This window comes from Pandoraea vervacti (assembly GCF_000934605.2).
GTDB classification, from domain to species: Bacteria; Pseudomonadota; Gammaproteobacteria; order Burkholderiales; family Burkholderiaceae; genus Pandoraea; species Pandoraea vervacti.
This window is the reverse complement of the sequence record NZ_CP010897.2, coordinates 821,384-845,842: the sequence shown is the minus strand read 5'-3', so window position 1 is coordinate 845,842 and position 24,459 is coordinate 821,384. Positions and strand designations below refer to the sequence as shown.

Below are 24,459 nucleotides of genomic sequence, written 5' to 3'. Positions count from 1 at the left end.
CGAGAGATCGAACGGGATCACGAGTCTTCACGCGGGGCATGGCGGCAGTCATGGCAGCAGGTCAGAGTGACGGGGACAGCATTGACGCTCATCTTACCGTGCGCACCCGCCATCGCCTAAGCCCGATGGCGAGCGTGGCGGAAATACGTCGCTTCTGCTGCGGCGCCTGCCTGCGGGGCCGGTCGCGTCCGGTCGCGTCTGCTTGCACCAAGCGCTCCCAGCCGTGCCGCTTTGTCCGATCGCGCGCCCCGGGCCGTTAGTCCCCTCGCCCCACCGCGCCGAACCGCCACGACAGACGATGCGCTGCGGCGCGCAAAGCCTGCGAAGGCCCGGCGTCGAACGACGTGTCGAAGCTGCCCGTCGAGCCCATCAGCGCGAGCACCAGTGTCACCTCGCCCGTATGGTCGAACACCGGTACGGAGATCGTGTCGATGCCGGGCACCGGATTGCTCAGCGCGGTATCGAGGCGACGCTCACGAATCGTTGCCAGACGCGTGGCGTAGTCGCTCGCGGGCTTCGCCACTCGCCCCTCCACGCCCAGGCCCGCCATTCGCACCGGCTCCTGCGCGAGCAGACCGTCGAGCACGGCTTCGGGCAGGAATGCCGCGAACGTGCGTCCGATCGCGGTATTCACCAGCGAAAGCACGGTGCCGATGCGCAGGCTGACGTGCTGCGGACGCATGGCTTCTTCCAGACGCACGACCGTCGGCCCCACAGGACCGAGCACGGCCATCGCTGCCGAGAGCCCCGTCGCCCGTGCCAGCGAGAGGATTTCCGGCTCGGCCTCTCCGGTCGGTGAGAGTCGCTGCAACGCCATCAGCCCCAGTTCGAGACTCAGGCCGCCCGCTTCGAAATTGCCGTTCGCGTCGCGCGAGAGCAATCCCGCACGCTGCAAACTGACCAGATGCGGATGCGCTTTTGCCGGCGCCATGCCGGCCTCGCGCGCCAGTGCGTTCAACGGCAACGGGCGACCGGCCGCTACCAGTGCTTCGAGCAGGACACCGGTGCTCTCCAGTGCCTGAATGCCGCGCTGCGGCTTCGCGGTGGTGTCTGCGCTATGGCTGCCCTGCACGCCGACCGCACTTTCCCCGCTTCGGGTTCGCGTCGCGCTCATACCGGTGACTCCGTTTCCCCAGCCGACGCATCGAACTGCGCCGCGATATCGCGCGCCGTTGCGCGCAAGGCGTTGGCCGCCGCGCCCTCCCACGCCACGTCGAGCGCCGCCGTCGGGCCGATGGCCGTGAGGGCCAGACGCAGACGCCCGCTGGCATCCAATACCGGTGCACAGAGACTGCTGACCGACGGACTTGGGGTATTCACGCTGCGCGACATCCCGCGCTCGCGAGTCTCGGCGAGCAATGCGTCGAAGCGCTTTCGCTCGGCCGCCACGCCGGGCATCTGTTCCTGCCATGCCGGCGGCCAGAGATCGGCGGGCGTGAATGCGCAAAACGCGCGACCGGTCGACGTGGTGGTGAGCGACATCACGGAGCCCACGTGCAGATTCACATGCAAGGGGAATGCCGCACGCTCGAAATGCACGACGACAGGTCCCTGCGGTGCATGCGTGGAGATCGCCACGCAAAAGCCGGTCTCGCGGGCGAACGTGACGACACGCGGCACCGCCGCGCGATACGCCGGGTCGTTCTCGAGATGCAACAGGGCAAGACGCAGCGTCATGGGGCCTGGCGCGTAGTCGCCCGACATCGGATCGCGTTTGAGTAACCCAAGCCGCGTGAGGCTCACGAGATACGGATGCGCCTGCGCCGGGGGCAACCCCGCAAGCGTCGCGAGATCGCCAGGCCCCAGCGCTCGGCGCGCCTGCGCCACGGCCTGAAGCACGCGCGCTGCGACATCCACGCTTTGCACACCGCGCGAGGCGCGGCCGGTTTGGCCTCGCTCACCGCTCACGTCGGCCGTGCCATCCATCGGAATTCGGTTCATGCAGTCTGGGGAGACAGGCTCCCTCGGGAAAATGGCCTAGATTTTAAACAAGTCGTCGCGCGAGTTTCCGATCCACCGCCCAATGCGGCAGGGTTAACCCGCAACGCAATCTCGCCTCGATGGCGTTCGTCGCAACATTAGCAAATAACAATCATATTTGTCATTGACAAATATTCTGGGCGTTTCGTAAGATGCCCTCATCGAGCAGCACCCTCCCCGCAGACGAGATAAGAGAGAGACAAGCATGGCCAAAGCATTCGCCTCGCAAGCCGACCTGGAAGCCAAGAAGGTCACGTTCACCCAACTGTCGGAAAACGCCTGGGCTTATACGGCCGAGGGCGACCCGAACTCGGGCGTCATCATCGGCGACGATGGCGTGATGATCGTCGACACGACGGCCACCCCCGCCATGGCGCAGGACCTGATCGCCAAGATCCGCACGATTACCGACAAGCCGATCAAGTATGTCGTGCTCTCGCACTATCACGCCGTGCGCGTGCTCGGCGCCTCGGCTTACTTTGCCGAAGGTGCGCAGCAAGTCATCGCCAGCCGCGGCACGTACGAGATGATCGTCGAGCGCGGCGAAGCCGACATGAAATCCGAAATCGAGCGCTTCCCGCGTCTGTTCGCGGGCGTTGAAACGGTGCCGGGCCTCACGTGGCCGACGCTCGTCTTCGAGAAGGAAATCACGCTGTTCCTCGGCAAGCTCGAAGTGAAGATCGCGCATCTGGGCTCGGGCCACACGAAGGGCGACACGGTGGTGTGGCTGCCGTCGCAAAAGGTGCTCTTCTCGGGCGACCTGGTGGAGTACGACGCTGCCTGCTACACGGGCGACGCACAACTCGCCGAGTGGCCCGCCACGCTCGACGCCCTCGCCGCACTCGGTGCGCAGAAGCTCGTGCCGGGTCGCGGTCCTGCGCTGACCACACCGGACGAAGTCGCCAAGGGCCTCGCGTACACCAAGGATTTCGTGACGACGCTGTTCGAAGCCGGCAAGCAAGCCGTTGAACAGAAGCTCGATCTGAAGGGCGCCATGGCGCTCACGCGCAGCAAGATGGATCCGAAGTTCGGCCACGTCTTCATCTACGAACACTGCCTGCCGTTCGATGTGACACGCGCCTTCGACGAGGCCGCCGGCATCACGCACCCGCGTATCTGGACGGCACAGCGCGACAAGGAAATGTGGGCTGCGCTCCAGGACTGAAGTCCAGGACCAGGGAGGGCGACACGTTAGCAAGACCGTCGGCGCGACCTGAGCACAACGGCTCATCGCGTCGGCAACGCCAAGCACTACCGGGCAGCACCAGGCAAAACCAGAAGTAGAAAAACGTCACCCGCCGCAGCGCATGCGTCGGCGCGGTGTCGACGATGGAGACTTTGCATGAGCAGCATCGATTACCAGCGCCTGACGTTCGATTACCGGCCGTGTGCCGAACAGTCCGGCGACGCGGGCAGTACAACGACACCCGCGACGCATCCGGTCATCGTGGTCGGCGCCGGCCCGATCGGACTGGCCACCGCCATCGACCTCGCGCAGCAAGGCGTGCGCGTCGTCGTGCTCGACGATGACTGCACGCTCTCGAGCGGTTCGCGCGCCATCTGTTTCGCCAAGCGCACGCTCGATATCTTCGACCGTCTGGGCTGCGGCGAGCGCATGGTGGAAAAAGGCGTGCGCTGGAACGTGGGCCGTGTGTTCCTGCGCGATCAGGAGGTCTACAACTTCGACCTGCTGCCGGAAGCCGGGCACCATCGTCCGGCCTTCATCAACCTCCAGCAGTATTACGTCGAAGGCTATTTGTTCGAGCGCGCGCGCGAACTGCCCAACATCGAGATTCGCTGGAAAAACAAGGTCGTCGGCCTCGCGCAACAGGGCACGCCCGGCTCGGCGGACGCGAGCGTCACGCTCACGGTCGAAACCCCGGACGGCGAATACCGCACGAGCGCTCGCTACGTCGTGGCCGCCGACGGCTCACGCAGCCCGATGCGCAAGCTCATCGGCGTCGACAGTCACGGCCGCACCTTCAAGGATCGGTTCCTGATTGCCGACGTGAAGATGACCGCGGACTTTCCGGCTGAGCGCTGGTTCTGGTTCGATCCGCCGTTCCATCCGAATCAGTCGGTGCTGCTCCATCGCCAGCCCGATGATGTCTGGCGCATCGATTTCCAGTTGGGATGGGACGCGGATCCCGTGGCCGAAAAAGCGCCCGAACGCGTCATCCCGCGTGTGCAGGCGCTGCTCGGCCCCGACGCCAGGTTCACGCTGGAATGGGTCAGCGTCTACACGTTCTCGTGCCTGCGCATGGACGACTTCCGTCACGGCCACGTGCTGTTCGCCGGAGACGCCGCGCACGGGGTGTCTCCGTTCGGCGCACGCGGCGCGAACAGCGGCGTGCAGGATGCGGAAAACCTCGCGTGGAAACTCGCGTTGGTATTGGCGGGTCAGGCCCCCGACGCACTGCTTGACACCTACGCTCGCGAACGCGAATACGCCGCCGACGAGAACATTCGCAACTCCACGCGCTCCACCGATTTCATCACGCCGAAGAGTCCGGTCTCACGCGTGTTTCGCGACGCCGTGCTCACGCTCGCCCGCGATCATGCGTTTGCGCGTCAGCTGGTCAACAGCGGACGTCTGTCCGTGCCCGCCGTATTGCACGAGTCGACGTTGAACACGGCGGATACCGCCCCCTTTGCGGGACGCATGACGCCCGGCGCCGCCTGTGTCGACGCCCCGCTCTCGCGTCATGCGCAGGCAGGCTGGCTGCTGCCGCGTCTGGGGGGACGCTTCGTCGCGCTCGTATTCGGCGCACCCTCGTCGCTCGATGCCGCGACGCTCGCCTCGCTCGAAGCGATGGCGAAGGACGCCGTGCCCGTCGTGCCGGTATTCGTCACGCCCGACGCCGAAGCCGCGCTCGATGCCCATGACACCCACAGCGTCTGGCACGACGCCGAGGGGCTGGCCGCACAGCGTTATGACGCCGCGCCCGGCACGGTGTATCTGATTCGCCCGGATCAGCACGTCTGCGCTCGCTGGCGTGCCATCGACGTCAAGGCCATTGCCGCCGCACGCGAACGCGCGTTGGGCCGCACGGCGCCAGAAGTGGCGCCACTGCAATGCGCGGCCTGACGAGGCACGACGCACAAGGCATCGCGCCTCACCGAACCGATTACGCAGCAAGGAGACACTTCATGGCACTCGATACACAGCCGCGTCTGACGCGCCCCGACGACTTCTACGAAGCGCTGATCGACATGCACCGCGATCTCGACGAAGCGCAGAGTCAGGCCGCCAACGCGCAACTGATTCTGCTGCTCGCGAATCAGGTCGGCGATCACGACACGCTGCTCTCGGCGATTCGCCTCGCGCGCGCGGGCGCGCTGGGCAACGCGGCGCACTGATCGCTCGCACATCCCCCCCCCCGATACGCGTCGACACGAAGCCGGCATCGCAATCCGCATCTCCCATGTGAAAAGGGGCTCCCGAACCCGAGCGCCCCTGCTTCGCCATGCTTTGTTTAGGCGACATCGCGAAAATTGCGCGATGTCGTCGACGCCTCACACCACCACCATTTGCGAAATCTTCTGCGCCGCCTGTTGCAGCGGTGCGAGAAATTTCGCTTCCATTTCGGCCGCCGACGTTCGGTTCGCCTGTCCGCTGACGTTCATTGCGGCAATCACCTGGCCGGCGCGATTACGTATCGGCGCGGCAATCGAAATCAGTCCCTCTTCCAACTCCTGGTCGACGAGCGCCCAGCCCTTGGCGCGCACGTCGAGAATGCGCGCACGCAGCGTGTCGAGGTCGGTGATCGTGCGTCCGGTATGCGCGCGCAGATCGGCGCGACGCAATACGGCGTCGAGTTCGGCATCGGGTAGCGCCGAGAGCATCACACGCCCCATCGACGTGCACCATGCCGGCAGGCGGCTGCCGATCGACAGGTTGATCGACATGACCTTGCGCACCGGCACGCGCAACACGTAGACGATGTCGTCGCCATCGAGCACCGACGCCGAACTGCTTTCCTGCACCTGCTGCACCAGCGCCTCCATGAACGGCTCGGCCAGATTCCACAGCGGCATGGACGTCAGATACGAGAAGCCGAGATCGAGAATGCGCGGCGTGAGACGGAACAGCCGCCCCTCGCTGCGCACGTAACCCAACGCTTCGAGCGTGAGCAGAATGCGACGCGCGCCGGCACGCGTCAGCCCGGACGCCTGCGCCACTTCCGAGAGGGTTTGCGCCGGGCGCGCGGCATTGAACGCCTTGACCACGGCCAGCCCGCGCGCAAACGACTGCACATAGGAGTCGCCGGGCTTCTTGTCGGTCGGTTCGGTCGCGTCGTTCGTCACAGGGGTCATGTCAAGGTGTGTTGGCAATATGGCGTGAGCGGCAAGCGTACTGGATTTGCGCCCCCTCTTCTACCGCATAGCTACCGCATAACTATCGTGGAACTACCGCGTGAGGCGCCCCATCCCTCCGACGCTTCTCGGCATATCTTCGGGACGCCCCTCGCTTGACGGCCGACGAGGTAGGGCTTACGCTGTTCTTATAGCGAATATTTGTTCGCTATAAGAACATTGTGAACCAGACGATGCCGCCTGACAAGACGCCATCGCCGGGAGACAGCCCAGCGGGGCGCGGGCACAGCGCCCGGCGGCCCGAGGATTTGATGGAAATGCCCAGGAGGCACGTGTGATCAACAAGATTTACGACTCGCTCGCCAGCGCGGTCGCGGACGTTCACGACGGCGCGACGATCATGATTGGCGGCTTTGGCAACGCCGGCATGCCCTCGGCGCTCATCGATGCCCTGATCGAACAGGGCGCGCGCGATCTGACCATCGTCAACAACAACGCCGGCAACGGCGAGACGGGCCTCGCGGCGCTGCTCAAGGCCGGGCGCGTACGCAAGATCATCTGCTCGTTCCCGCGTCAGACCGACTCTCAGGTGTTCGACGGCCTGTACCGTGCGGGCAAGATCGAGCTGGAACTCGTGCCGCAGGGCAACCTTGCCGAGCGCATTCGCGCCGCGGGCGCCGGCATTGGCGGCTTCTTCACGCCGACCGGCTTCGGCACGCTGCTTGCCGAAGGCAAGGAAACGCGCGTGATCGACGGCAAGTCGTACGTGCTCGAATCCCCCATCCACGCCGACTTCGCGCTCATCAAGGCGCTCAAGGGCGATCGCTGGGGCAACCTCGTGTACCGCAAGACCGCCCGCAATTTCGGCCCGATCATGGCTACGGCGGCGAAGTGCGCGATCGTTCAGGTGGACGAAGTCGTCGAACTCGGCGAGCTCGATCCGGAAGCCGTGGTCACGCCCGGCATCTTCGTTCAACGTGTCGTCGCGGTGCCTGCCGCCGCCGCGCGCGCCTGACCCCCATCTGACCGGAGCAAGACATGAACCGACTGACCCGCGACCAGATGGCCGCCCGCGTCGCCCAGGACATTCCTGATGGCGCCTATGTGAACCTTGGCATCGGCCTGCCGACCGCTGTCGCCAATCACCTGCCCGCCGAGAAGGAGATCATTCTCCAGAGCGAGAACGGTGTCATCGGCATGGGCCCTGCGCCCGCCAAGGGCGAGGAGGACGACGACCTCATCAACGCCGGCAAACAACCTGTCACGCTCAAACCGGGCGGCGCGTTCTTCCACCATGCCGACTCGTTCGCGATGATGCGCGGCGGTCACCTCGACTTCTGCGTGCTGGGCGCGTTCCAGGTCTCGAAGACGGGCGACCTCGCCAACTGGCACACGGGCGCCCCCGATGCGATCCCGGCCGTGGGCGGCGCGATGGACCTCGCCAGCGGTGCGAAGCAGGTGTTCGTGATGATGGAGCACCAGACCAAACAGGGCGAGAGCAAGATCGTCGATCAATGCACGTATCCGCTCACCGGTGTGGGCTGCGTCACGCGCATCTACACGGATCTCGCCGTGATCGACGTGACGCCCGAAGGACTGCGTGTGATCGACATGGTCGAGGGCCTGTCGTTCGACGAACTACAACGCCTGACCGGTGTGACGCTGCTGCCCTCACCGGCCGTTGCCTGACACCACGCTGAACACCTTCGCCGGGACATGCCAGATGTCACCGGCGATTTTTTTGATTTGGTGATGTTGAATTCGACGAGGTACCCAAATGAGTGAAGTCTTTATCTGCGACGCGATCCGTACCCCCATCGGTCGCTACGGCGGCGCACTGTCGTCGGTGCGGGCCGACGATCTCGGCGCCATCCCCCTCAAGGCGCTCATGGCGCGCAACGCCAACGTCGACTGGACGCAAGTCGCCGACGTGATCTACGGCTGCGCGAATCAGGCCGGTGAAGACAACCGCAACGTGGCGCGTATGTCGTCGCTGCTTGCCGGTCTGCCGCAAGATGTGCCGGGCGCGACGATCAACCGTCTGTGCGGCTCGGGCATGGACGCTATCGGCACCGCGGCACGTGCCATCAAGGCAGGCGAAGCCGGTCTGATGATCGCCGGTGGCGTGGAGAGCATGAGCCGCGCCCCGTTCGTAATGGGCAAGGCGACGAGCGCGTTTTCGCGTCAGGCGGAGATCTACGACACGACCATCGGCTGGCGTTTCGTCAATGCGCTGATGAAGGCGCAGTACGGTGTGGATTCGATGCCCGAGACGGGCGAGAACGTGGCGACCGATTTCGGTATCAGCCGCGAAGATCAGGATCGCTTCGCGGTGCGCTCGCAGGAAAAGGCGGCGCGCGCTCAGGCGGACGGCACGCTGGCCGAGGAAATCACGCCGGTGTCGATCGCCCAGAAGAAGGGCGAGGCGATCATCGTGGATCGCGACGAACACCCGCGTGCGACGAACATGGAAGCGCTCGCCAGACTCAAGGGCGTGGTACGCCCTGATGGCACCGTGACCGCCGGTAACGCTTCTGGCGTCAACGACGGCGCCTGCGCTCTGCTGCTGGCAGACGAGGCGAGTGCGGCGCGCTATGGCCTGACGCCGCGTGCCCGCGTGTTGGGCATGGCGACGGCAGGCGTGGCGCCGCGCATCATGGGCATCGGTCCGGCTCCCGCAACGCAAAAACTGCTCGCGCGGCTCGGTATGTCGCTCGATCAGTTCGACGTCATCGAACTCAACGAAGCGTTTGCGAGCCAGGGCCTGGCCGTGTTGCGACAACTTGGCGTGGCCGACGACGATCTGCGCGTCAACCCGAACGGCGGCGCCATTGCACTGGGCCACCCGCTCGGCATGAGCGGCGCACGTCTGGTCACGACGGCGATGTATCAACTGAAGCGAACGGGTGGACGCTTCGCGCTGTGTACGATGTGCATTGGGGTCGGCCAAGGCATCGCTATCGCCATCGAAGCGGTGTAAGACAACTACCCCGCCGAGGTTTCGGGGCCGGGATTGCGTGCAGAACCGGTCAGTCCCGACACGCCGCTCCCGGAATCCCGTGCGCACGATCAGTGCCGCACGGGATTCGTTTGCCCTGGTTTGCGTCTGTCTCCTTCCATCCTTCCAACTGTCCTGCCGTCTTGCTGTCTTGCTGCGCCCGAACGGCTCAGACGGCCTTCGCCACGTCTCGCATCACGGCGTCGAAGAACGTGCCTTGCGCCTGCGCATCGCTGCGCTCGTAAGCGCGATTGATACCGCTGATGACCGCGTGAATCGATGCCGTCGTCAGGTTGGCGTCGATCCCCACCCCGAACGCGCTGCCCACGATCGTGTCACCCGCCATTTCGGCAATTGCGACGGCACGGGCGTCCGCCCCTTGCGTCAGCGCGCGCTCCTCGTAGTGCTGCACGCGAACCGGGGTGCGCATGGCGTTCATCAACGCATCGAGCGGACCGTTACCGGCGCCCGAGACGGTCGTGCGCTGGCCGTGAATGTCCACGGTCACCGCAATGTGCTGACGCCCGTCGCGCTCGGAGAGCGAGTGACCGACATAGGCGAGCGGCGCCGTCGAGGCCACATATTCCTTCTGGAAGAGTTGCCAGATTTGCGACGCGGTGACTTCCGCGCCGGTCTCGTCGGTGTAACGCTGGACGGCCGAGCTGAAATCGACTTGCAGACGACGCGGCATCTGCACGCCGTATGCCTGCTCCAGCAGGTACGCAATGCCGCCCTTGCCCGACTGGCTGTTCACTCGAATGATCGAATCGTACGTGCGGCCGAGATCGCTCGGATCGATGGGGAGATACGGCACCTCCCAGATCGTGTCCGGCTTCTGCGCGGCGAAGCCCTTCTTGATGGCGTCCTGGTGCGAACCGGAGAACGCGGTGAAGACGAGGTCCCCGACATACGGATGACGCGGATGCACCGGCAACTGCGTGCATTCTTCCGACGTGCGGGCGACTTCGTTGATGTTCGAGAAGTCGAGGCCCGGATCCACCCCTTGCGTGTACAGGTTCAGGGCGAGCGTGACGAGGTCGACGTTGCCGGTGCGCTCGCCGTTACCGAAGAGGCAGCCCTCGATACGGTCGGCGCCGGCCATCACGGCCAGTTCGGCGGCGGCAACCGCGGTGCCGCGGTCGTTGTGCGGGTGCACGGAGAGAATCAGCGAATCGCGACGCGCGAGGTTGCGGTGCATCCACTCGATCTGGTCGGCGTAGTAGTTGGGCGTGCCGATTTCGACCGTGGCCGGCAAATTGACGATGCTCTTGCGCTCAGGTGTCGGCTGCCATACGTCGAACACGGCGTCGCACACTTCCTTCGCAAATTCGAGTTCCGTGCCCGTGAACGTTTCCGGGCTGTACTGCAACGTCCATTGCGTTTCCGGCGCGGCGTCGGCACAGCGCTTGATCGTCTTCGCGGCGGACACGGCGAGCGCCTTCACCCCCGGCTGATCGAGATTGAAGACGATGCGGCGGAATTCGGGGGCGGTCGCGTTGTAGAGATGGACGATGGCGCGAGGGACGCCCTTGAGGGCGGCGAAGGTGCGCTCGATGAGGTCGTCGCGTGCCTGCGTGAGCACTTCGATGGTGACGTCATCCGGGATATGCCCGCCTTCGATCAGCTCGCGCACGAAATTGAAGTCGGTGTCGGAGGCCGACGGGAACGCCACTTCGATTTCCTTGAAGCCGATGGCGACGAGCGTCTTGAACATGCGCATCTTGCGCTGCGCGTCCATCGGCTCGAAGAGCGCCTGATTGCCGTCGCGCAAATCGGTGCTCATCCAGATCGGGGCACGCGTGATGGTGCGGCTGGGCCACTGTCGGTCGGGAATGTTGACCGGGGTGAACGGGCGGTACTTCGTAGCAGGGTTCTTCAACATGGCGGTGTCTCGATTGTCAGCAAAAGTGTCAACCGGACGACGCACAGACGCAGATAAGCTACGACCTCCGGTTGGATGAACCGGGGCTCAGGTCGGCGTAACTGGGGAAAATCAGCGGTGCTTCAATGAGGAATTCAGACGATGCACGCGCGCAGCAACGGACCAAGCCCGGTGGAGCGGGCTAGTAGTCGTAGCGAGAGGGAGAATTGCGCGGTGATCATGTGGCACATGAAATCACAGATTTTTGGGCCCTGTCAACCATGATGTGTCGCCTCGAGACGTTTTCTCGATGCCTGCGACCTCCTGCGATCTCCCGCCCCAGGCGCGCATGCCATTACGTTTGCAGCGGCACCGCGGAGGTGCATTTGATCTCGTCGAGACAGACGCTCGACTTCACCGCGCTCACGCCCGGAATGCGCATGAGCGTATCGAGCAGGAAATCCGACAACGCCTTGAGATCGCGCGCCACGACCTTGAGCACGTAATCGATGTCTCCCGTCACGGAGAAACATTCCTGAATCTGCGCCAGTTCCGCGACCAGTCCCTTGAAGTTGGACAGGTCGCGGATATGGCCGCGCTCCATCGTCACATGGACGAAGGCGACGACGCTGAAGCCGAGCCGCTGGGCGTCCAGTCGCGTGTCGTAGCCCTTGATCACCCCCATCTCTTCGAGGCGACGGTGACGCCTGAGCGTCTGCGCGGGCGACAGCTTGATGGCCTCGGCCAGCTCCAGGTTCGAAATTCGCCCGTGGGACTGCAAAATCCCCAGCAAGCGTACGTCAATCCGGTCGATCTCAATGTTTTGCACTTTAATTTCCAGAGAGGCAGTTTTTACGAAATATTAGTGCATAACCTAGGGTTTCCCTAGCACTGTTACGAAATCCTATTTTGTCTCGCCGCCCTTACACTGCCCCTCATGAAATGACGCAAATTAGTGCGAATCGCTTGCAATGAAACAGGTTCCGTCGGTCGGAACGCGCTGTCTTCAATTTCCCGACTCATCGGTTCAGTGAGCACAATTTTGTTTCACCCGCCGGCAAATCCTGCGCGGGCGTGAGAACAACATCCGGGCGGCGCCTGCGTCAAAGCTTGTGTCGAACGTTTGCGTCGAACTTATTTGTCATCCCTACCCATCACTTCACCCAGCCGAGACGATCATGGCCGACCTGTTTGAAAATCCGATGCAACTCATGGGCTTCGAATTCGTGGAATTCGCTTCGCCCACGCCGAACGTCCTCGAACCCATTTTCGAGCAGATGGGCTTCACGCTCGTGGCGCGTCACCGCTCCAAGGACGTGCTGCTGTACCGTCAGGGCGAGGTCAACTTCATCGTGAACCGCGAGCCGAACAGCGAAGCGGCCTACTTCGCCGCCGAGCACGGCCCGAGCGCCTGCGGCATGGCCTTTCGCGTGAAGGACTCGCACAAGGCCTACGCGCGCGCCCTCGAACTCGGTGCACAGCCCGTCGAAATCGAAACCGGTCCGATGGAACTGCGCCTGCCCGCGATCAAGGGCATTGGCGGCGCGCCGCTGTATCTGATCGACCGCTTCGAAGAGGGCAAGTCGATCTATGACATCGACTTCGAATACATCGAAGGCGTCGACCGTCACCCCGTCGGTCACGGCCTGCGCCTGATCGATCACCTGACGCACAACGTCTACCGCGGTCGCATGGCTTACTGGGCCAACTTCTACGAGAAGCTGTTCAACTTCCGCGAAATTCGCTACTTCGACATCTCCGGCGAATACACGGGCCTGACCTCCAAGGCCATGACGGCCCCCGATGGTAAAATCCGCATTCCCCTGAACGAGGAATCGGCCAAGGGCAGCGGCCAGATCGAGGAATTCCTGATGGCCTTCAATGGCGAAGGGATTCAGCACATCGCCTTCCTCACCGACAATCTGATCCAGGTCATCGACAACCTGCAAATGGCAGGCGTCGAACTCATGACCGCGCCGAACGACTTCTACTACCAGGGCCTCGAGACCCGTCTGCCGGGGCACGGTCAGCCGGTGGGCGAACTGAAGTCGCGCGGCATTCTGGTGGACGGGACGACCGAAGGCGGCAAGCCGCGCCTGCTGTTGCAGATCTTCTCCAAGACGTTGCTCGGCCCGGTGTTCTTCGAGTTTATCCAGCGTGAAGGTGACGACGGCTTCGGCGAAGGCAACTTCAAAGCGCTGTTCGAATCGCTGGAGCGCGACCAGATCGAGCGCGGCACGCTCAAGGTCTGAGTCCGGGGGAGACACGATCGTCCGCTCGCACGGGCGATCCCAAAGGACACGGCGACGGCGCCATAAGCGCCGCGCCGTGGCGGCTCAACGGTTCCGGTTCGTTCCCATCGAACGAAAACAGAGAAGCGCGCCGCGTGGCAATGAAGGCAGGGTAAGGAAACAACATGTCCACCAATGCAGCACAAGACGGCTCGCTTCATCGCGGCCTGAAGAATCGTCACATCCAATTGATCGCGCTGGGTGGCGCGATCGGCACCGGCCTGTTTCTGGGCATCGCACAAACCATCAAGACCGCTGGCCCATCCGTTTTGCTGGGCTACGCCATTGCCGGCATCGTCGCGTTCTTCATCATGCGACAGCTTGGTGAAATGGTGGTCGACGAACCCGTCGCCGGCTCCTTCAGCTACTTCGCCAACAAGTATTGCGGTCAGTTTGCCGGGTTCGTTTCCGGTTGGAATTACTGGGTGCTCTACGTGCTCGTCTCGATGGCGGAGCTCTCTGCCGTGGGCATCTACGTGCAGTACTGGTGGCCTGCGATCCCGACGTGGGTCTCGGCGCTTGTGTGCTTCGGGCTGATCAACGCCGTCAATCTGTCCAGCGTGAAGTCGTATGGCGAGATGGAGTTCTGGTTCGCCATCGTCAAGGTCGCCGCCATCGTCGGCATGATCGGATTCGGCGGCTACCTGCTCTTCTCGGGCAACGCCGGGCCCGAAGCCAGCGTCGCCAACCTTTGGCAACACGGCGGTTTCTTCCCGAACGGCGTGTCCGGTCTGGTCATGGCGATGGCCGTCATCATGTTTTCCTTCGGGGGACTGGAGCTGGTCGGCATTACCGCTGCGGAGGCGGACGACCCGTCGCGTACCATTCCGCGCGCGACCAATCAGGTCATCTACCGCATTCTGATTTTCTACGTCGGCGCGCTGGGCGTGCTGCTCTCGCTGTATCCGTGGGAAAAGGTCGTGACCGGCGGCAGCCCGTTCGTGCTGATCTTCCATGAGCTCAACAGCAACTTCGTCGCCCACGTGCTCAACGCCGTGGTACTGACCGCCGCGCTGTCCGTCTACAACAGCTGCGTGTATTGCAACAGCCGCATGCTTTACGGTCTGGCCGGTCAGGGCAACGCGCCGCGTGCGCTGCTCAAGGTCAATTCGCGCGGCATTCCGCTCGCCGCACTTGGCGTCTCGGCCGCGGCCACCGCAGTGTGTGTCGTGATCAACTACTTCATGCCGGGCAAGGCGTTCGAACTGCTGATGGGACTGGTCGTCTCGGCACTGATCATCAACTGGGCGATGATCAGCGTGATTCACCTGGCATTTCGCCGCGCGAAGGCGCGCGCCGGTCAGACCACGCTGTTCAAGAGTCTCGGCTATCCGCTGACCAACTATCTTTGCCTCGCGTTCCTGGCCGGCATTCTGGTCGTTATGTACCTGATTCCGGACCTGCGCATCTCCGTCTACCTGATTCCGGTGTGGCTGGTCGTGCTGGGTGTCGGCTATCGCCTGCGCCAGAAAAACAGCGCCGCCGGGGTTCCGGTGAGCGCAACGCGGTAACGATACGACGCGTATCGACAGCTATCGACAGCTATCGACGGCGGGTGACGCGTCACCCCACGAAGCGCCGGGCGTTCTGCGCCCGGCGTTCACCCCGCAGTGCCGCACTAGCGGTATCATCAGACGTTTACGACGTTGCGGCGGCGGTCCGCGCGAACGGTGTCCGGCGTGCTCGTGTGCTCACTGCGCCGAGCGCACGTCCGACCGATGCGGCCCCACACTGGCGGGCCCCACATTCCACGGCAATGCACCACCGACTTTCTTTTGTTTTTCAGGAACTGCCATGTTCGAACATATCGATGCCTATCCCGGTGACCCGATCCTCTCGCTGAACGAGAATTTCGCGAAGGACCCGCGAACCAACAAGGTCAACCTGAGCATCGGCATCTATTACGACGACGCTGGCCGGTTGCCGGTCATGGACGCGGTGCGCCAGGCCGAAGCCTTGCTGCTCGCCGAGGTGGGTCCGAAGCCGTATCTGCCGATGGCCGGTTTCGCCAACTATCGCGACGCCGTCCAGGGCCTCGTGTTCGGCGAAGACGCTCCCGCACGCAAGAACGGCAGCATCGCCACCGTGCAGACCCTCGGCGGTTCGGGCGCACTCAAGGTCGGCGCGGACTTCATCAAGCGTTACTTCCCCGGTTCGCAGGTGTGGGTGAGCGATCCGACGTGGGACAACCATCGCTTCATTTTCGAGCGTGCCGGGTTCACCGTGAATACGTACCCGTATTACGACGAAGCCACGGGCGGCCTGCAATTCGAAGCGATGGTCGACGCCATCGACAAGTTGCCGGCACGCAGCGTCGTGCTGCTGCACGCCTGCTGCCACAACCCGACCGGTGTCGATCTGAACGATGCGCAGTGGGTGCAGTTGATCGAAGTGCTCAAGAAGCGCGAACTGCTGCCTTTCGTCGACATGGCTTATCAGGGTTTCGGCTCGGGTATCGACGCCGACGCCTTCGTGATCCGCGAACTGGCACGCCAGGGCCTGCCGGCGTTCGTCGCCAACTCGTTCTCGAAGAACTTCTCGCTGTATGGCGAGCGTTGCGGTGGCCTGTCGGTCATCTGCGAGTCGTCGGAAGCGGCCGAGCGCGTGCTGGGCCAGCTCACCAGCGCCGTGCGCTCGAACTACAGCAACCCGCCGACGCATGGCGCGAAGATCGTGGCCAAGGTGCTCAGCACGCCGGCGCTGCGCAAGTCGTGGGAAGACGAACTCACGACGATGTGCCAGCGCATTACCCGCATGCGTGGCGCGATCCATGAAGGTCTGCGCACTCGCGTGCCGGACAACATGCTCTCGCGCTATCTGGAACAGCGCGGCATGTTCACGTACACGGGCCTGACGGCAGCGCAGGTCGACGTGCTGCGCGAAGCGCACGGCGTCTATCTGATTCGCTCGGGCCGTATGTGCGTGGCGGGTCTGAACGAAAGCAACGTCGCCGTCGTGGCCGACAGCATCGCCAAGGTGCTCCAGGGCTGAACAGGCATCGGTACTGCCTGAATGTGCAGACCAGCAAAAGGGACAGGGACGGCATCCGCCGTCCCTTTTTTCATGCGCGCAGGCGAATTACGAAGCCTTGCGCAGAAACTCCAGCAAATCGGCGTTCACCTTGTCCGCCTCCACGGTACACATGCCGTGTGAGCCGCCCGGATAGACCTTCAGTGTGGCGTTCTTGACGATCTTTGCCGTGAGCTTGCCGGAATCGTCGATGGGCACGATCTGATCGTCGTCGCCATGCAGCACGAGCACGGGCACGTCGATCTTCTTCAGATCCTCGGTGTAGTCGACCTCGGAGAACTCCTTCACGCACAGGTACTGCCCAAGGTGCGAACCCCACATGCCCTGCAACCAGAACGCATCGATGACCCCTTGCGACTGTTTGGCGCTGGGGCGGTTGTAGCCGTAGAACGGCACGGCCAGATCCCGGTAGAACTGCGAACGATTGGCTGCCACATTCGCCCGGATTTCGTCGAACACGGCCATCGGCAGGCCGTTCGGATTCTTCTCCGACTTCACCATGACAGGCGGGACCGCCCCGATGAGCACGGCTTGTGCGGCACGCGACGTGCCATGGCGACCGAGGTAGTGCGCAACTTCGCCGCCGCCGGTCGAATGCCCCACAAACGTAGCGTCCTTCAGATCGAGATGCTCGACGAGGGCTGCGAGATCGTCGGCGTACGTATCCATATCGTTGCCGGCGCCCGGCTGGTCCGAGCGGCCATGGCCACGGCGATCATGGGCCACGACACGGAAACCGTGCTGCACCAGGAACAGCATTTGTGCGTCCCAGGCGTCGGCGCACAGCGGCCAACCGTGGGAAAACACGACCGGGCGGCCCTTGCCCCAGTCCTTGTAGAAAATCGAGGTGCCATCCTTCGTCTTGAACGTGCTCATGGTGTCATCCTTGCGCAGTGCGCGATGGGGGCCTAAGAACGGTAGCGAGAGCGTCGCAATATGGCGCCGCCGACGGTCGCTCGTGATCGCTCGTGATCGCTCGTGACCGCTCGTGACCGCTGGGCGTCGCTTACGACGTGACGGCAGGCGGGATGCCACGTCACAACACAACAGACGGCGCGGCGGAATAAAAAATTACGCGCCGCCCGGCGTGAGGAGACTTCGTGCGCCGGGACCTGCCGACGCGAACGAAGGCTTTCAATTTAAGGCGTCGATGAGCGCGGTTGCAAGGTGAGTTTTTTTGACGGGCGCGTGAGCGACATTCATGAAACCTGCCCCATGCCTGTCATGAAAGGGCGCCTGACATTTCAGGCGTCGTTTGCGAGCGCGCGAAAGGCCGGGACTGTCGATGTGTTCGCCAGCACGTGGGCGCACTTGGCGTTATATTGGGCGTCCCGCGGCGCTCGAGCGCCGCTCAACCACCCATGCGTCGATCCCCATGCCTGCTCCGTCCGTCGATTTGTCCCAGTTCCCGATCACACGCAAGTGGCCCGCTGCGCATCCGGAACGTCTGCAACTGTATTCGCTGCCCACGCCCAACGGCGTGAAGGTATCGATCATGCTCGAAGAGATCGGGCTGCCCTACGAAGTTCACCTCGTCAGCTTCCAGACCGACGACCAGTTCTCGCCCGAATTTCTGTCGCTGAATCCGAACAACAAGATTCCCGCGATCCTCGATCCGAACGGCCCCGGCGGCAAGCCGTTGCCGTTGTTCGAATCAGGCGCGATCCTCTGGTATCTCGCCGAGAAGACCGGCAAGCTGCTGCCCCTCGACCCGGCGGCGCGCTACGAAACTCTGCAATGGGTGATGTTCCAGATGGGCGGCGTCGGCCCGATGTTCGGGCAGCTCGGCTTCTTCCACAAGTTCGCCGGCAAGGAGTACGAAGACAAGCGTCCGCGCGAGCGCTATGTCGCGGAATCCAGGCGGCTGCTTGGCGTGCTCGACGCGCATCTGGCCGATCGTCAATGGATCATGGGCGATGCGTACACCATTGCAGATATCGCCACGTTCCCGTGGATTCGCAATCTCGTCGGCTTTTATGAGGCCGGGGACCTGGTCGGCTTCGATCAGTTCAAGCATGTGCAGCGCGCGCTCGCCGCGTTCGTCGCGCGCCCCGCAGTGATTCGCGGGCTGGACATTCCGAAACGTCCGGCCTGACGGGACGCCTTCGCGGCATCGCGAAAACGGGGCTGGCGCACCGCCTGCCGATGCGCCGATCCGAGGTCGCGACGTTGCCCGAGGCGCTCATCCCCGCCGGATGTCGGACCGACGCTCCGGCGGGACATATCAAATGCAGCAAACACAGCGTACACAACGAGCACGCCAGGCGCCGCGGCGACACTGCCGCCGCACGCCGTCGTGACGGCGATGCGCGAACGTTGCGTTGAACATCACGCGGGCAACGCGGGGGCACGCGCCGAGAGGTGCCAGCACGCTGCCGTGAAGCGCACTTCGTCGTCTTTGATGAAGGGGCCGTAAGCCTCGACGAGCGCGTCGGCAATGCTCGCTCGCTGCGCCGGCGTGCGTTGCGCCAAAGCCAGCCCTACCGGGCCAAGGCGTGTGGTGTACTCACGCAAGTCGGCCAGCGCGAATGTGCAGTCGAATTGCACAGGCGTCAGCGACACGTCGGTCCACCCACTCGACGTCAGAATGGCTTCGACACGCGCGCGATCGGCAAAGCCGAACTGGCCCGGGGCACCGGGCACCCGCCGTGCAAGATCGGGAAGTAACGGCTGGGCCGCACGCTCTGCTACCGTCATGAACGGATTCTCCGACGGTCCACGCCACGCGAGCATGTGCAACCGCGCACCCGGTCGCGCCGCACGGCGCAAGTTGGCGAAAGCGGTCACCGGATCGTCGAAGAACATCACGCCGAGACGCGAGACGATGAGATCGAACGGTTCACCGGCGAACGCGTGAGTTTGCACGTCTGCGCAGACAAATTCGACCGCCCGTCGAGCGTGCGCCGCGCGCATACGAGCTTCGGCAATCATCGGCGCGGAGATGTCGGCCCCCGTGAGCGCCCAGTGTCCACCGAGCGCGTCAGACAATGCCAGCGTCGCGCCGCCCGTGCCACACCCCACGTCGAGCAAACGGCCGGAGGGCGCGCCTTGTGCGACATCGCGGGCACGGTCGGTCAGAAACGTGGCGAGCGGCACGAACATCTGGTCGAGCACCGCCCGATTGTCCACCCATGCGGCGCCCGAGCGTCCGTTCCATAGCGCGGACTGGTCCTGATTGGCGATTTCGGTCATCGGCAAACCTCGTATCAAGTAAAGGGAAGTGCGCGCCGAACTCACATCGGTCGATCCCCATGATGTCGGTCGGTGCGTACGGCAACGCGCATGCCGACCAGTTTGCCAATTCAAGTGGACTTTAGGTCAAGCGTTTTTTACGGCAGCCGCGCATCGGAATGCGACCGGATATCCCCTGACCGCGCCAATGACTTCACCCACGGCGCTCCCACGATTGCACCAACGACTGCCCCCCACTGCTGCGCCACTATTGCGCCGAAGCGGGGGCAGGCGCCGGAATTGGTGCCGGAACTGGCGCCGGATTCTGTGGCAAGACCGGCGGCGTCAGTGGCGAGGGCATGACGTTACCGGCGGCAGGCGCAGGTGCTGCGGCACCGGACGGCGCACCACCCGGCCCGTTCCACTCACCGGGCACCCCCGGAATCGTGGCGCCATGCGGCGCGGGGGCGCTGGCCCCCGGTGAATAGTCAGGCTGCGCCAGCACCGCCGAGGCGATCGGCACCGGCAGCGGCGACGGCTCGCTCTCGCTCGCCGCACCAGGCGTAGGCACGGTGGAGGACGCCGGCGCGGGCGTTGCCGGACGTTTCGCGGGTGCCTTCGGCTTCGGCGCGTCAGGCTGCTTCGTGAACAGACCCGTCACCCAATCCGATGCGCGCGTCCATAGATCGCGATACCAGCGGTGATCGTCCGGCGCCTCGAACCTGACGTTCCCGTCGATGACCTTGGCGCGCAATGCACGCGAGAACACGTCGCCGACGATCGGCAACGCGCTGTGCGCGCCCTGCCCCCAATAATCGCTGCGCAGCGTGATGCGACTGTCGTTGAAACCCACCCAGGCCCCCGCCACCAAGTGTGGCTGCATCAGAATGAACCACCCGTCGGTGTTGTTTTGCGTAGTGCCGGTCTTGCCGGCGACGTCGGCGCGAATCCCGAAACGGGTACGAATCGCATTGCCCGTACCCCGATTGATGACACCGCGCATCGTATCGAGCAGCGTGTAATCGTCGCTCTCCGAGAGCGCGCGCTCGGCACGCGCGGGCGAGAATGTCGCCAGCACTTCGCCGTCGCCATTGGTGATTTGCGTGACCATCGTCGGCTCGCGATACTCGCCCCCGTCTGCAATCGTGCCGTACGCCGCGACCATCTCTTTGAGCGAGACGGGGCTCGTACCCAATGCCAACGATGGCACCGCGTCCAGCTTGCTCTCACGCACGCCCATGGCGCGCGCGAGCCCGACAACGCGCGACGGCCCCACGTCCTGCATCAACTGCGCCGTCACGGTATTGCGCGACTGGGCCAGCGCGTCGCTCAGCTTCATTGGCTTGTTGGTGGGCGGCGTATCGTCGCTGGGGCGCCAGATCTCGCCGCCCGCGAGCGGAATTTCGACCGGCTGATCGATGATCGTGTCGTCGGGCTTACGTCCCTTGATGAACGCGGCACCGTAGACGAAAGGCTTGAACGTCGAACCGGGCTGACGACGCGCCTGCTGCACATGATCGAACGGATCCGTCGTGAAGTCGCGACTGCCGACCCACGCGCGAATCTCGCCCGTTCGCGGATCGATGGCGAAAAAACCGGCCTGAAGGCGCGTCTTCGTCGCCCGCAGATTTTGCATGAATGCCTTGTCCGCCAACAGGCGCTTCATGGCGGCTTCCGGTGCTTCCCCGCCCGCAATCGCGCTGCGGTATTCGGCCGATTCGCGCACGAAAGCCTGCACCAGCGCCGTGCTGTCGCGCCAGCCGCCGCGCGCCGACCAGTTGGCGTCGGCAATGCCTTGCAGTTGGTTCGCCTGACGCGTGAGCGCCTGCGTTGCCATCGTCTGCAAACGCGAGTCGATGGTGGTGTGCACCACCAGACCATCGGAATAAATGTTGTAGCCGTTGCGATCCGCCCAGCCGATGAGCCATTTGCGCAATTGCTGCGCGAAGTGCGGCGCGGGCCCCGGCGCCTCCGTCTGCCGCTCGAAATCGATGCGCAGCGGACGCTTTTGCAACGCCGCGAGCTTCGACGCATCGAGGTCGCCGAACTTGACCATCTGCGCGAGCACGGTATTGCGACGTTGCAGCGCACGCTCAGGATTGATCACCGGGTTGTAGTAGCTATTTCCCTTGAGCATGCCCACGAGCGTCGCGGCTTCGACGACGTCCAACTGGTCCGCAGACTTGTCGAAATATGTGCGCGCCGCCATTTCGATGCCGTAGGCGTTATAGAGAAACGGCACGGTGTTCAGATACGTCTCGAGAATCTCGGCCTTGGTATAGAGCGCCTCGATCTTGAGCGCCGTGATGGCTTCCTTTAGCTTGCGGGTGAGCGTGGGCGCACGACCGATATCGTCGGGATACAGATTGCGCGCAAGCTGTTGGGTAATGGTCGAGCCGCCCTGGCGGTCGCCCGAGAACGTCCGCAGTGCCGCGCCTGCCGTACGCTTCAGGTCGATGCCGTGATGCTCGTAAAAGCGGTGGTCTTCCGTCGACACCAGCGCCTTGACGACGTTCGGCGACACATCCTTGAGCGAGACCCATTCGCGATTGGACGGCCGGAACTCCGCGAGCAGTTTGCCGTCGACAGACAGCACTTGCGCAGGTTGATCGACTTTCGCACGCCGGATATCGCGAATGCCCGGCGTGAACGGAATCAGCACGAGCGTGTAGGCGACAAGCAGACACGGGAGCGCGGCAATGGCGATCAATATCCCGCGGCGCGTGGGATGGCGCAGGTGATACCAGACTCGCATGGCGTAGGGCCGCAGCCGTTGCAACAGACGCAGGCCATGCCGGCCCGCCTGCGCGGTGGCATGCAACAGCGAGGAAAACAGCGACGAAAATAGCGACGAAATCGGGCGCTTCACGATGAGGGACAGCGTGGCAAAGTCCGCATCCTACCAAAACCGGGAGGCGTCACGATCGATGTCAGGCGGTGACCGCCCCCGGCCGACGAAGTCCCGTCGACTGTCGACGCCGTCCACCGCTCGGCGATAGAAAAGCGCGTCACGCATTTCTCACCTTCTCACCTTCCCACCTTCCCACCTTCCCACCTTCTCACCTCGACACGCCGCCGCATGTGGGTTCGCGACAGTTTGTCGCAGGCACCGCGCACGATCTCTCGCGCTTGACGCGCATCAAATGCGCTGCTGCGACCTGCTTCTACCATCGGACGTGCTCATTCACGACTTTGGAAAACATCATGAAGCCCGCCTTCGGCGCCGCGGCCATCGCAGCCGCATTGATTACCGGCGCCGCCTTGTGCAGCGCATCCGCCAACGCACAAAACGCCTCGCAAATGTCCGACAACGCGGCGTCCGACACGCCTCAGACAGCCAGGACCTTCGGCTTCATCAAGGACAGCTCACAGGGCATCTACGCCGGGGACATCCTGGCGCGCGTACGTGCCATCGGCATCATGCCGGACTCTCATGCGAGCGGTAATGTGTTGCCCACGCTCGGTGTCACGGTCAACAACGCCATCGTTCCCGAGCTCGATTTCACGTACATGATTCTGGACAACGTGGGCGTCGAGCTGATTCTCGGGATGTCGCGTCATCAACTGACCTCCCGCCTCGGGCATCTGGGCGGCGTGAACGTGCTGCCGCCCACGTTACTGTTGCAATACCACTTCAACCACGCAGGCAAAATCCGTCCGTACGTGGGTGCGGGTATCAACTACACCCGGTTCTGGAACAGCAATCTCAACGCAGGCGGCACGCCCATCGAGATCAAGAACCACAGCGTCGGTCCGGCACTGCAAGCAGGCGTGGACATTCAGATGACGAAAACTCTGTTCTTCAACGTCGACATCAAGAAAATCTGGATGAAGACGGATACCTCGCTGGCCGGCACGGATCTCGGAACCCTGCACATCGATCCCTTGATCGTCGGTGTCGGCGTGGGTATGAAGTTCTGACGGCCAGGTTCTGACAGTCAAGTTCTGACAGCCGGTAGGGAACGCCACGCGCCGCGTGGGCCGTGGCACAGCTTTCCCTCCTTCGAAAAAAGGGCGATGCGTCAAATTGTCGCGTCATCCCGACATGAGAACGCAAAGCATTTACGCCACGCGACGACAGCACCTACAATGCCTGGTTCCCTGAGGAGCGCCATTATCCGAATACGTCATTAGCATATTCGCCAATGATGCGCCGGCCTCAACCTCCCATTACCCGGTCAAGTCATGCGCAAGCTCCGTCAGCATCGCGTCGCCATCGGGATCGCCTTGCTTGCGATCCTGCTGGCCGCGCTTATGCCGGCGATTGCGCAATGGCGGGCTGCCACGCAGCAGGACCCGTTCGCGGTCTACTGCACCGTGCAAGGCGCGCAAGCCGCGCTCGGTGCGAATACCGCCCCGCGTGCGCAGGCATTGCGCGAACCGGCCCATGACGGCCACAGCGGACACGACGACGCGCAGGCGCCCCCCGCGCATGCGCAGCCCGCAGGTCTGCAAAGCAGCCATGGCGGCAGCGATCATTCGCTAGCCTCTGCGGATCATTGGGAGAAGTGCGGTTACTGTGCGCTGTGGGCGCACCAGCCGCTCGTCACCACCGATTTCCATACTCCCCCGCCCGCCTCGCAAGGCGGTATCGACGTCGCTCCCCGGGCGTTGGTGTCTTATTTCCCGCGCGCCCGATTCTCCGACGCCCTGGCGCGCGCGCCGCCGTCTCTTTCCGCCTGATCCCTCGCCCCCCCGGCCTCGATGCCGGGCAGACCCCGTCGAACGCGCCGAGCTTCGCTCGCTTGCGCCGTCTTCGCGCAGGTTGCACGCACACGTGACTGCCTCTTGTGCCACGCGCGGATCCGTCG

Annotated in this window: 20 protein-coding genes; 12 read left to right on the top strand and 8 right to left on the bottom strand. The window is 63.8% G+C overall.

The genetic code is table 11. The features are described from left to right. Positions 1-256: 256 nt before the first annotated feature. Positions 257-1,114 (bottom strand): IclR family transcriptional regulator, encoded by an 858-nt coding sequence (locus tag UC34_RS03800; protein ID WP_044454080.1) that lies wholly within the window; start codon positions 1,112-1,114, stop codon positions 257-259. Continuing rightward, positions 1,111-1,941 carry an IclR family transcriptional regulator gene (locus UC34_RS03795; protein WP_044454079.1) on the bottom strand — a complete coding sequence of 277 codons (831 nt, stop codon included), beginning with the start codon at positions 1,939-1,941 and terminating at the stop codon, positions 1,111-1,113. Before UC34_RS03795 ends, UC34_RS03800 begins: the two co-directional genes overlap by 4 nt. 244 nt (positions 1,942-2,185) lie before the next feature. Between UC34_RS03795 and UC34_RS03790 the strand changes: the two genes are divergently transcribed. The 3 genes from UC34_RS03790 (at position 2,186) to UC34_RS03780 (ending at position 5,340) form a co-directional block, all read left to right on the top strand. Further along, positions 2,186-3,145: an MBL fold metallo-hydrolase gene (locus UC34_RS03790; RefSeq protein WP_044454078.1), complete on the top strand. Its 960-nt coding sequence runs from the start codon at positions 2,186-2,188 to the stop codon at positions 3,143-3,145. A gap of 177 nt (positions 3,146-3,322) precedes the next feature. Then, complete coding sequence (locus UC34_RS03785; protein ID WP_044454077.1) at positions 3,323-5,068, top strand: FAD-dependent oxidoreductase; 1,746 nt, start codon at positions 3,323-3,325, stop codon at positions 5,066-5,068. A 62-nt stretch (positions 5,069-5,130) separates the two neighbouring features. After that, a complete protein-coding gene (locus tag UC34_RS03780; RefSeq protein WP_044454076.1) occupies positions 5,131-5,340 on the top strand; it encodes a DUF2783 domain-containing protein in 210 nt (69 codons plus the stop codon). A gap of 156 nt (positions 5,341-5,496) precedes the next feature. Here the strand turns inward: UC34_RS03780 and UC34_RS03775 are convergent, their stop codons facing one another. Continuing rightward, positions 5,497-6,297, bottom strand: a complete 801-nt coding sequence (locus tag UC34_RS03775) for an IclR family transcriptional regulator (RefSeq protein ID WP_044454075.1) — start codon at positions 6,295-6,297, stop codon at positions 5,497-5,499. Between the two features lie 334 nt (positions 6,298-6,631). Here UC34_RS03775 and UC34_RS03770 point away from each other — a divergent pair, with 334 nt between their 5' ends. The 3 genes from UC34_RS03770 to pcaF all read left to right on the top strand — a co-directional run bounded on the left by UC34_RS03770 (position 6,632) and on the right by pcaF (position 9,277). Beyond that, positions 6,632-7,312 carry a 3-oxoacid CoA-transferase subunit A gene (locus UC34_RS03770; protein ID WP_044454072.1) on the top strand — a complete coding sequence of 227 codons (681 nt, stop codon included), beginning with the start codon at positions 6,632-6,634 and terminating at the stop codon, positions 7,310-7,312. 23 nt (positions 7,313-7,335) lie between these two features. After that, entirely contained in the window at positions 7,336-7,986 is a 651-nt protein-coding gene (locus tag UC34_RS03765; RefSeq protein WP_044454070.1) for a 3-oxoacid CoA-transferase subunit B, read from the top strand. An 88-nt stretch (positions 7,987-8,074) separates the two neighbouring features. Next, positions 8,075-9,277 (top strand): 3-oxoadipyl-CoA thiolase, encoded by a 1,203-nt coding sequence (gene pcaF / locus UC34_RS03760; protein WP_044454068.1) that lies wholly within the window; start codon positions 8,075-8,077, stop codon positions 9,275-9,277. Positions 9,278-9,464: 187 nt separating this feature from the next. Here the strand turns inward: pcaF and leuA are convergent, their stop codons facing one another. Both leuA and UC34_RS03750 read right to left on the bottom strand, forming a co-directional pair. Beyond that, positions 9,465-11,177 (bottom strand): 2-isopropylmalate synthase, encoded by a 1,713-nt coding sequence (leuA, locus tag UC34_RS03755; protein ID WP_044454066.1) that lies wholly within the window; start codon positions 11,175-11,177, stop codon positions 9,465-9,467. Between the two features lie 334 nt (positions 11,178-11,511). After that, on the bottom strand, positions 11,512-11,985 hold the full coding sequence (locus UC34_RS03750) for an Lrp/AsnC family transcriptional regulator (protein ID WP_044454064.1): 474 nt from the start codon (positions 11,983-11,985) through the stop codon (positions 11,512-11,514). 349 nt (positions 11,986-12,334) lie between these two features. On the opposite strand from UC34_RS03750, the gene hppD reads away from it, so the two are divergent. The 3 genes from hppD to UC34_RS03735 all read left to right on the top strand — a co-directional run bounded on the left by hppD (position 12,335) and on the right by UC34_RS03735 (position 16,438). Next, positions 12,335-13,408, top strand: a complete 1,074-nt coding sequence (gene hppD / locus UC34_RS03745; protein WP_044454062.1) for a 4-hydroxyphenylpyruvate dioxygenase — start codon at positions 12,335-12,337, stop codon at positions 13,406-13,408. A gap of 164 nt (positions 13,409-13,572) precedes the next feature. Beyond that, positions 13,573-14,958, top strand: coding sequence for an amino acid permease (locus UC34_RS03740; RefSeq protein WP_044454060.1), 1,386 nt, complete (start codon positions 13,573-13,575; stop codon positions 14,956-14,958). 283 nt (positions 14,959-15,241) lie between these two features. Continuing rightward, on the top strand, positions 15,242-16,438 hold the full coding sequence (locus UC34_RS03735; protein WP_044454058.1) for an amino acid aminotransferase: 1,197 nt from the start codon (positions 15,242-15,244) through the stop codon (positions 16,436-16,438). An 87-nt stretch (positions 16,439-16,525) separates the two neighbouring features. Here UC34_RS03735 and UC34_RS03730 read toward each other — a convergent pair whose 3' ends face one another. After that, complete coding sequence (locus UC34_RS03730) at positions 16,526-17,353, bottom strand: alpha/beta fold hydrolase (protein WP_044454057.1); 828 nt, start codon at positions 17,351-17,353, stop codon at positions 16,526-16,528. Between the two features lie 499 nt (positions 17,354-17,852). On the opposite strand from UC34_RS03730, the gene UC34_RS03725 reads away from it, so the two are divergent. Then, entirely contained in the window at positions 17,853-18,572 is a 720-nt protein-coding gene (locus UC34_RS03725; protein ID WP_044454055.1) for a glutathione S-transferase N-terminal domain-containing protein, read from the top strand. A gap of 233 nt (positions 18,573-18,805) precedes the next feature. Here UC34_RS03725 and UC34_RS03720 read toward each other — a convergent pair whose 3' ends face one another. Together UC34_RS03720 and UC34_RS03715 are read right to left on the bottom strand one after the other, a co-directional pair. Next, positions 18,806-19,669 carry a class I SAM-dependent methyltransferase gene (locus UC34_RS03720; RefSeq protein ID WP_084070345.1) on the bottom strand — a complete coding sequence of 288 codons (864 nt, stop codon included), beginning with the start codon at positions 19,667-19,669 and terminating at the stop codon, positions 18,806-18,808. A gap of 247 nt (positions 19,670-19,916) precedes the next feature. Continuing rightward, positions 19,917-22,403: a penicillin-binding protein 1A gene (locus UC34_RS03715; RefSeq protein ID WP_084070964.1), complete on the bottom strand. Its 2,487-nt coding sequence runs from the start codon at positions 22,401-22,403 to the stop codon at positions 19,917-19,919. Positions 22,404-22,852: 449 nt separating this feature from the next. On the opposite strand from UC34_RS03715, the gene UC34_RS03710 reads away from it, so the two are divergent. Then, positions 22,853-23,569 carry an OmpW/AlkL family protein gene (locus tag UC34_RS03710; protein ID WP_084070962.1) on the top strand — a complete coding sequence of 239 codons (717 nt, stop codon included), beginning with the start codon at positions 22,853-22,855 and terminating at the stop codon, positions 23,567-23,569. 264 nt (positions 23,570-23,833) lie between these two features. Continuing rightward, positions 23,834-24,331, top strand: coding sequence for a DUF2946 family protein (locus UC34_RS03705; protein ID WP_044454052.1), 498 nt, complete (start codon positions 23,834-23,836; stop codon positions 24,329-24,331). The last annotated feature ends 128 nt before the right edge of the window (positions 24,332-24,459 follow it).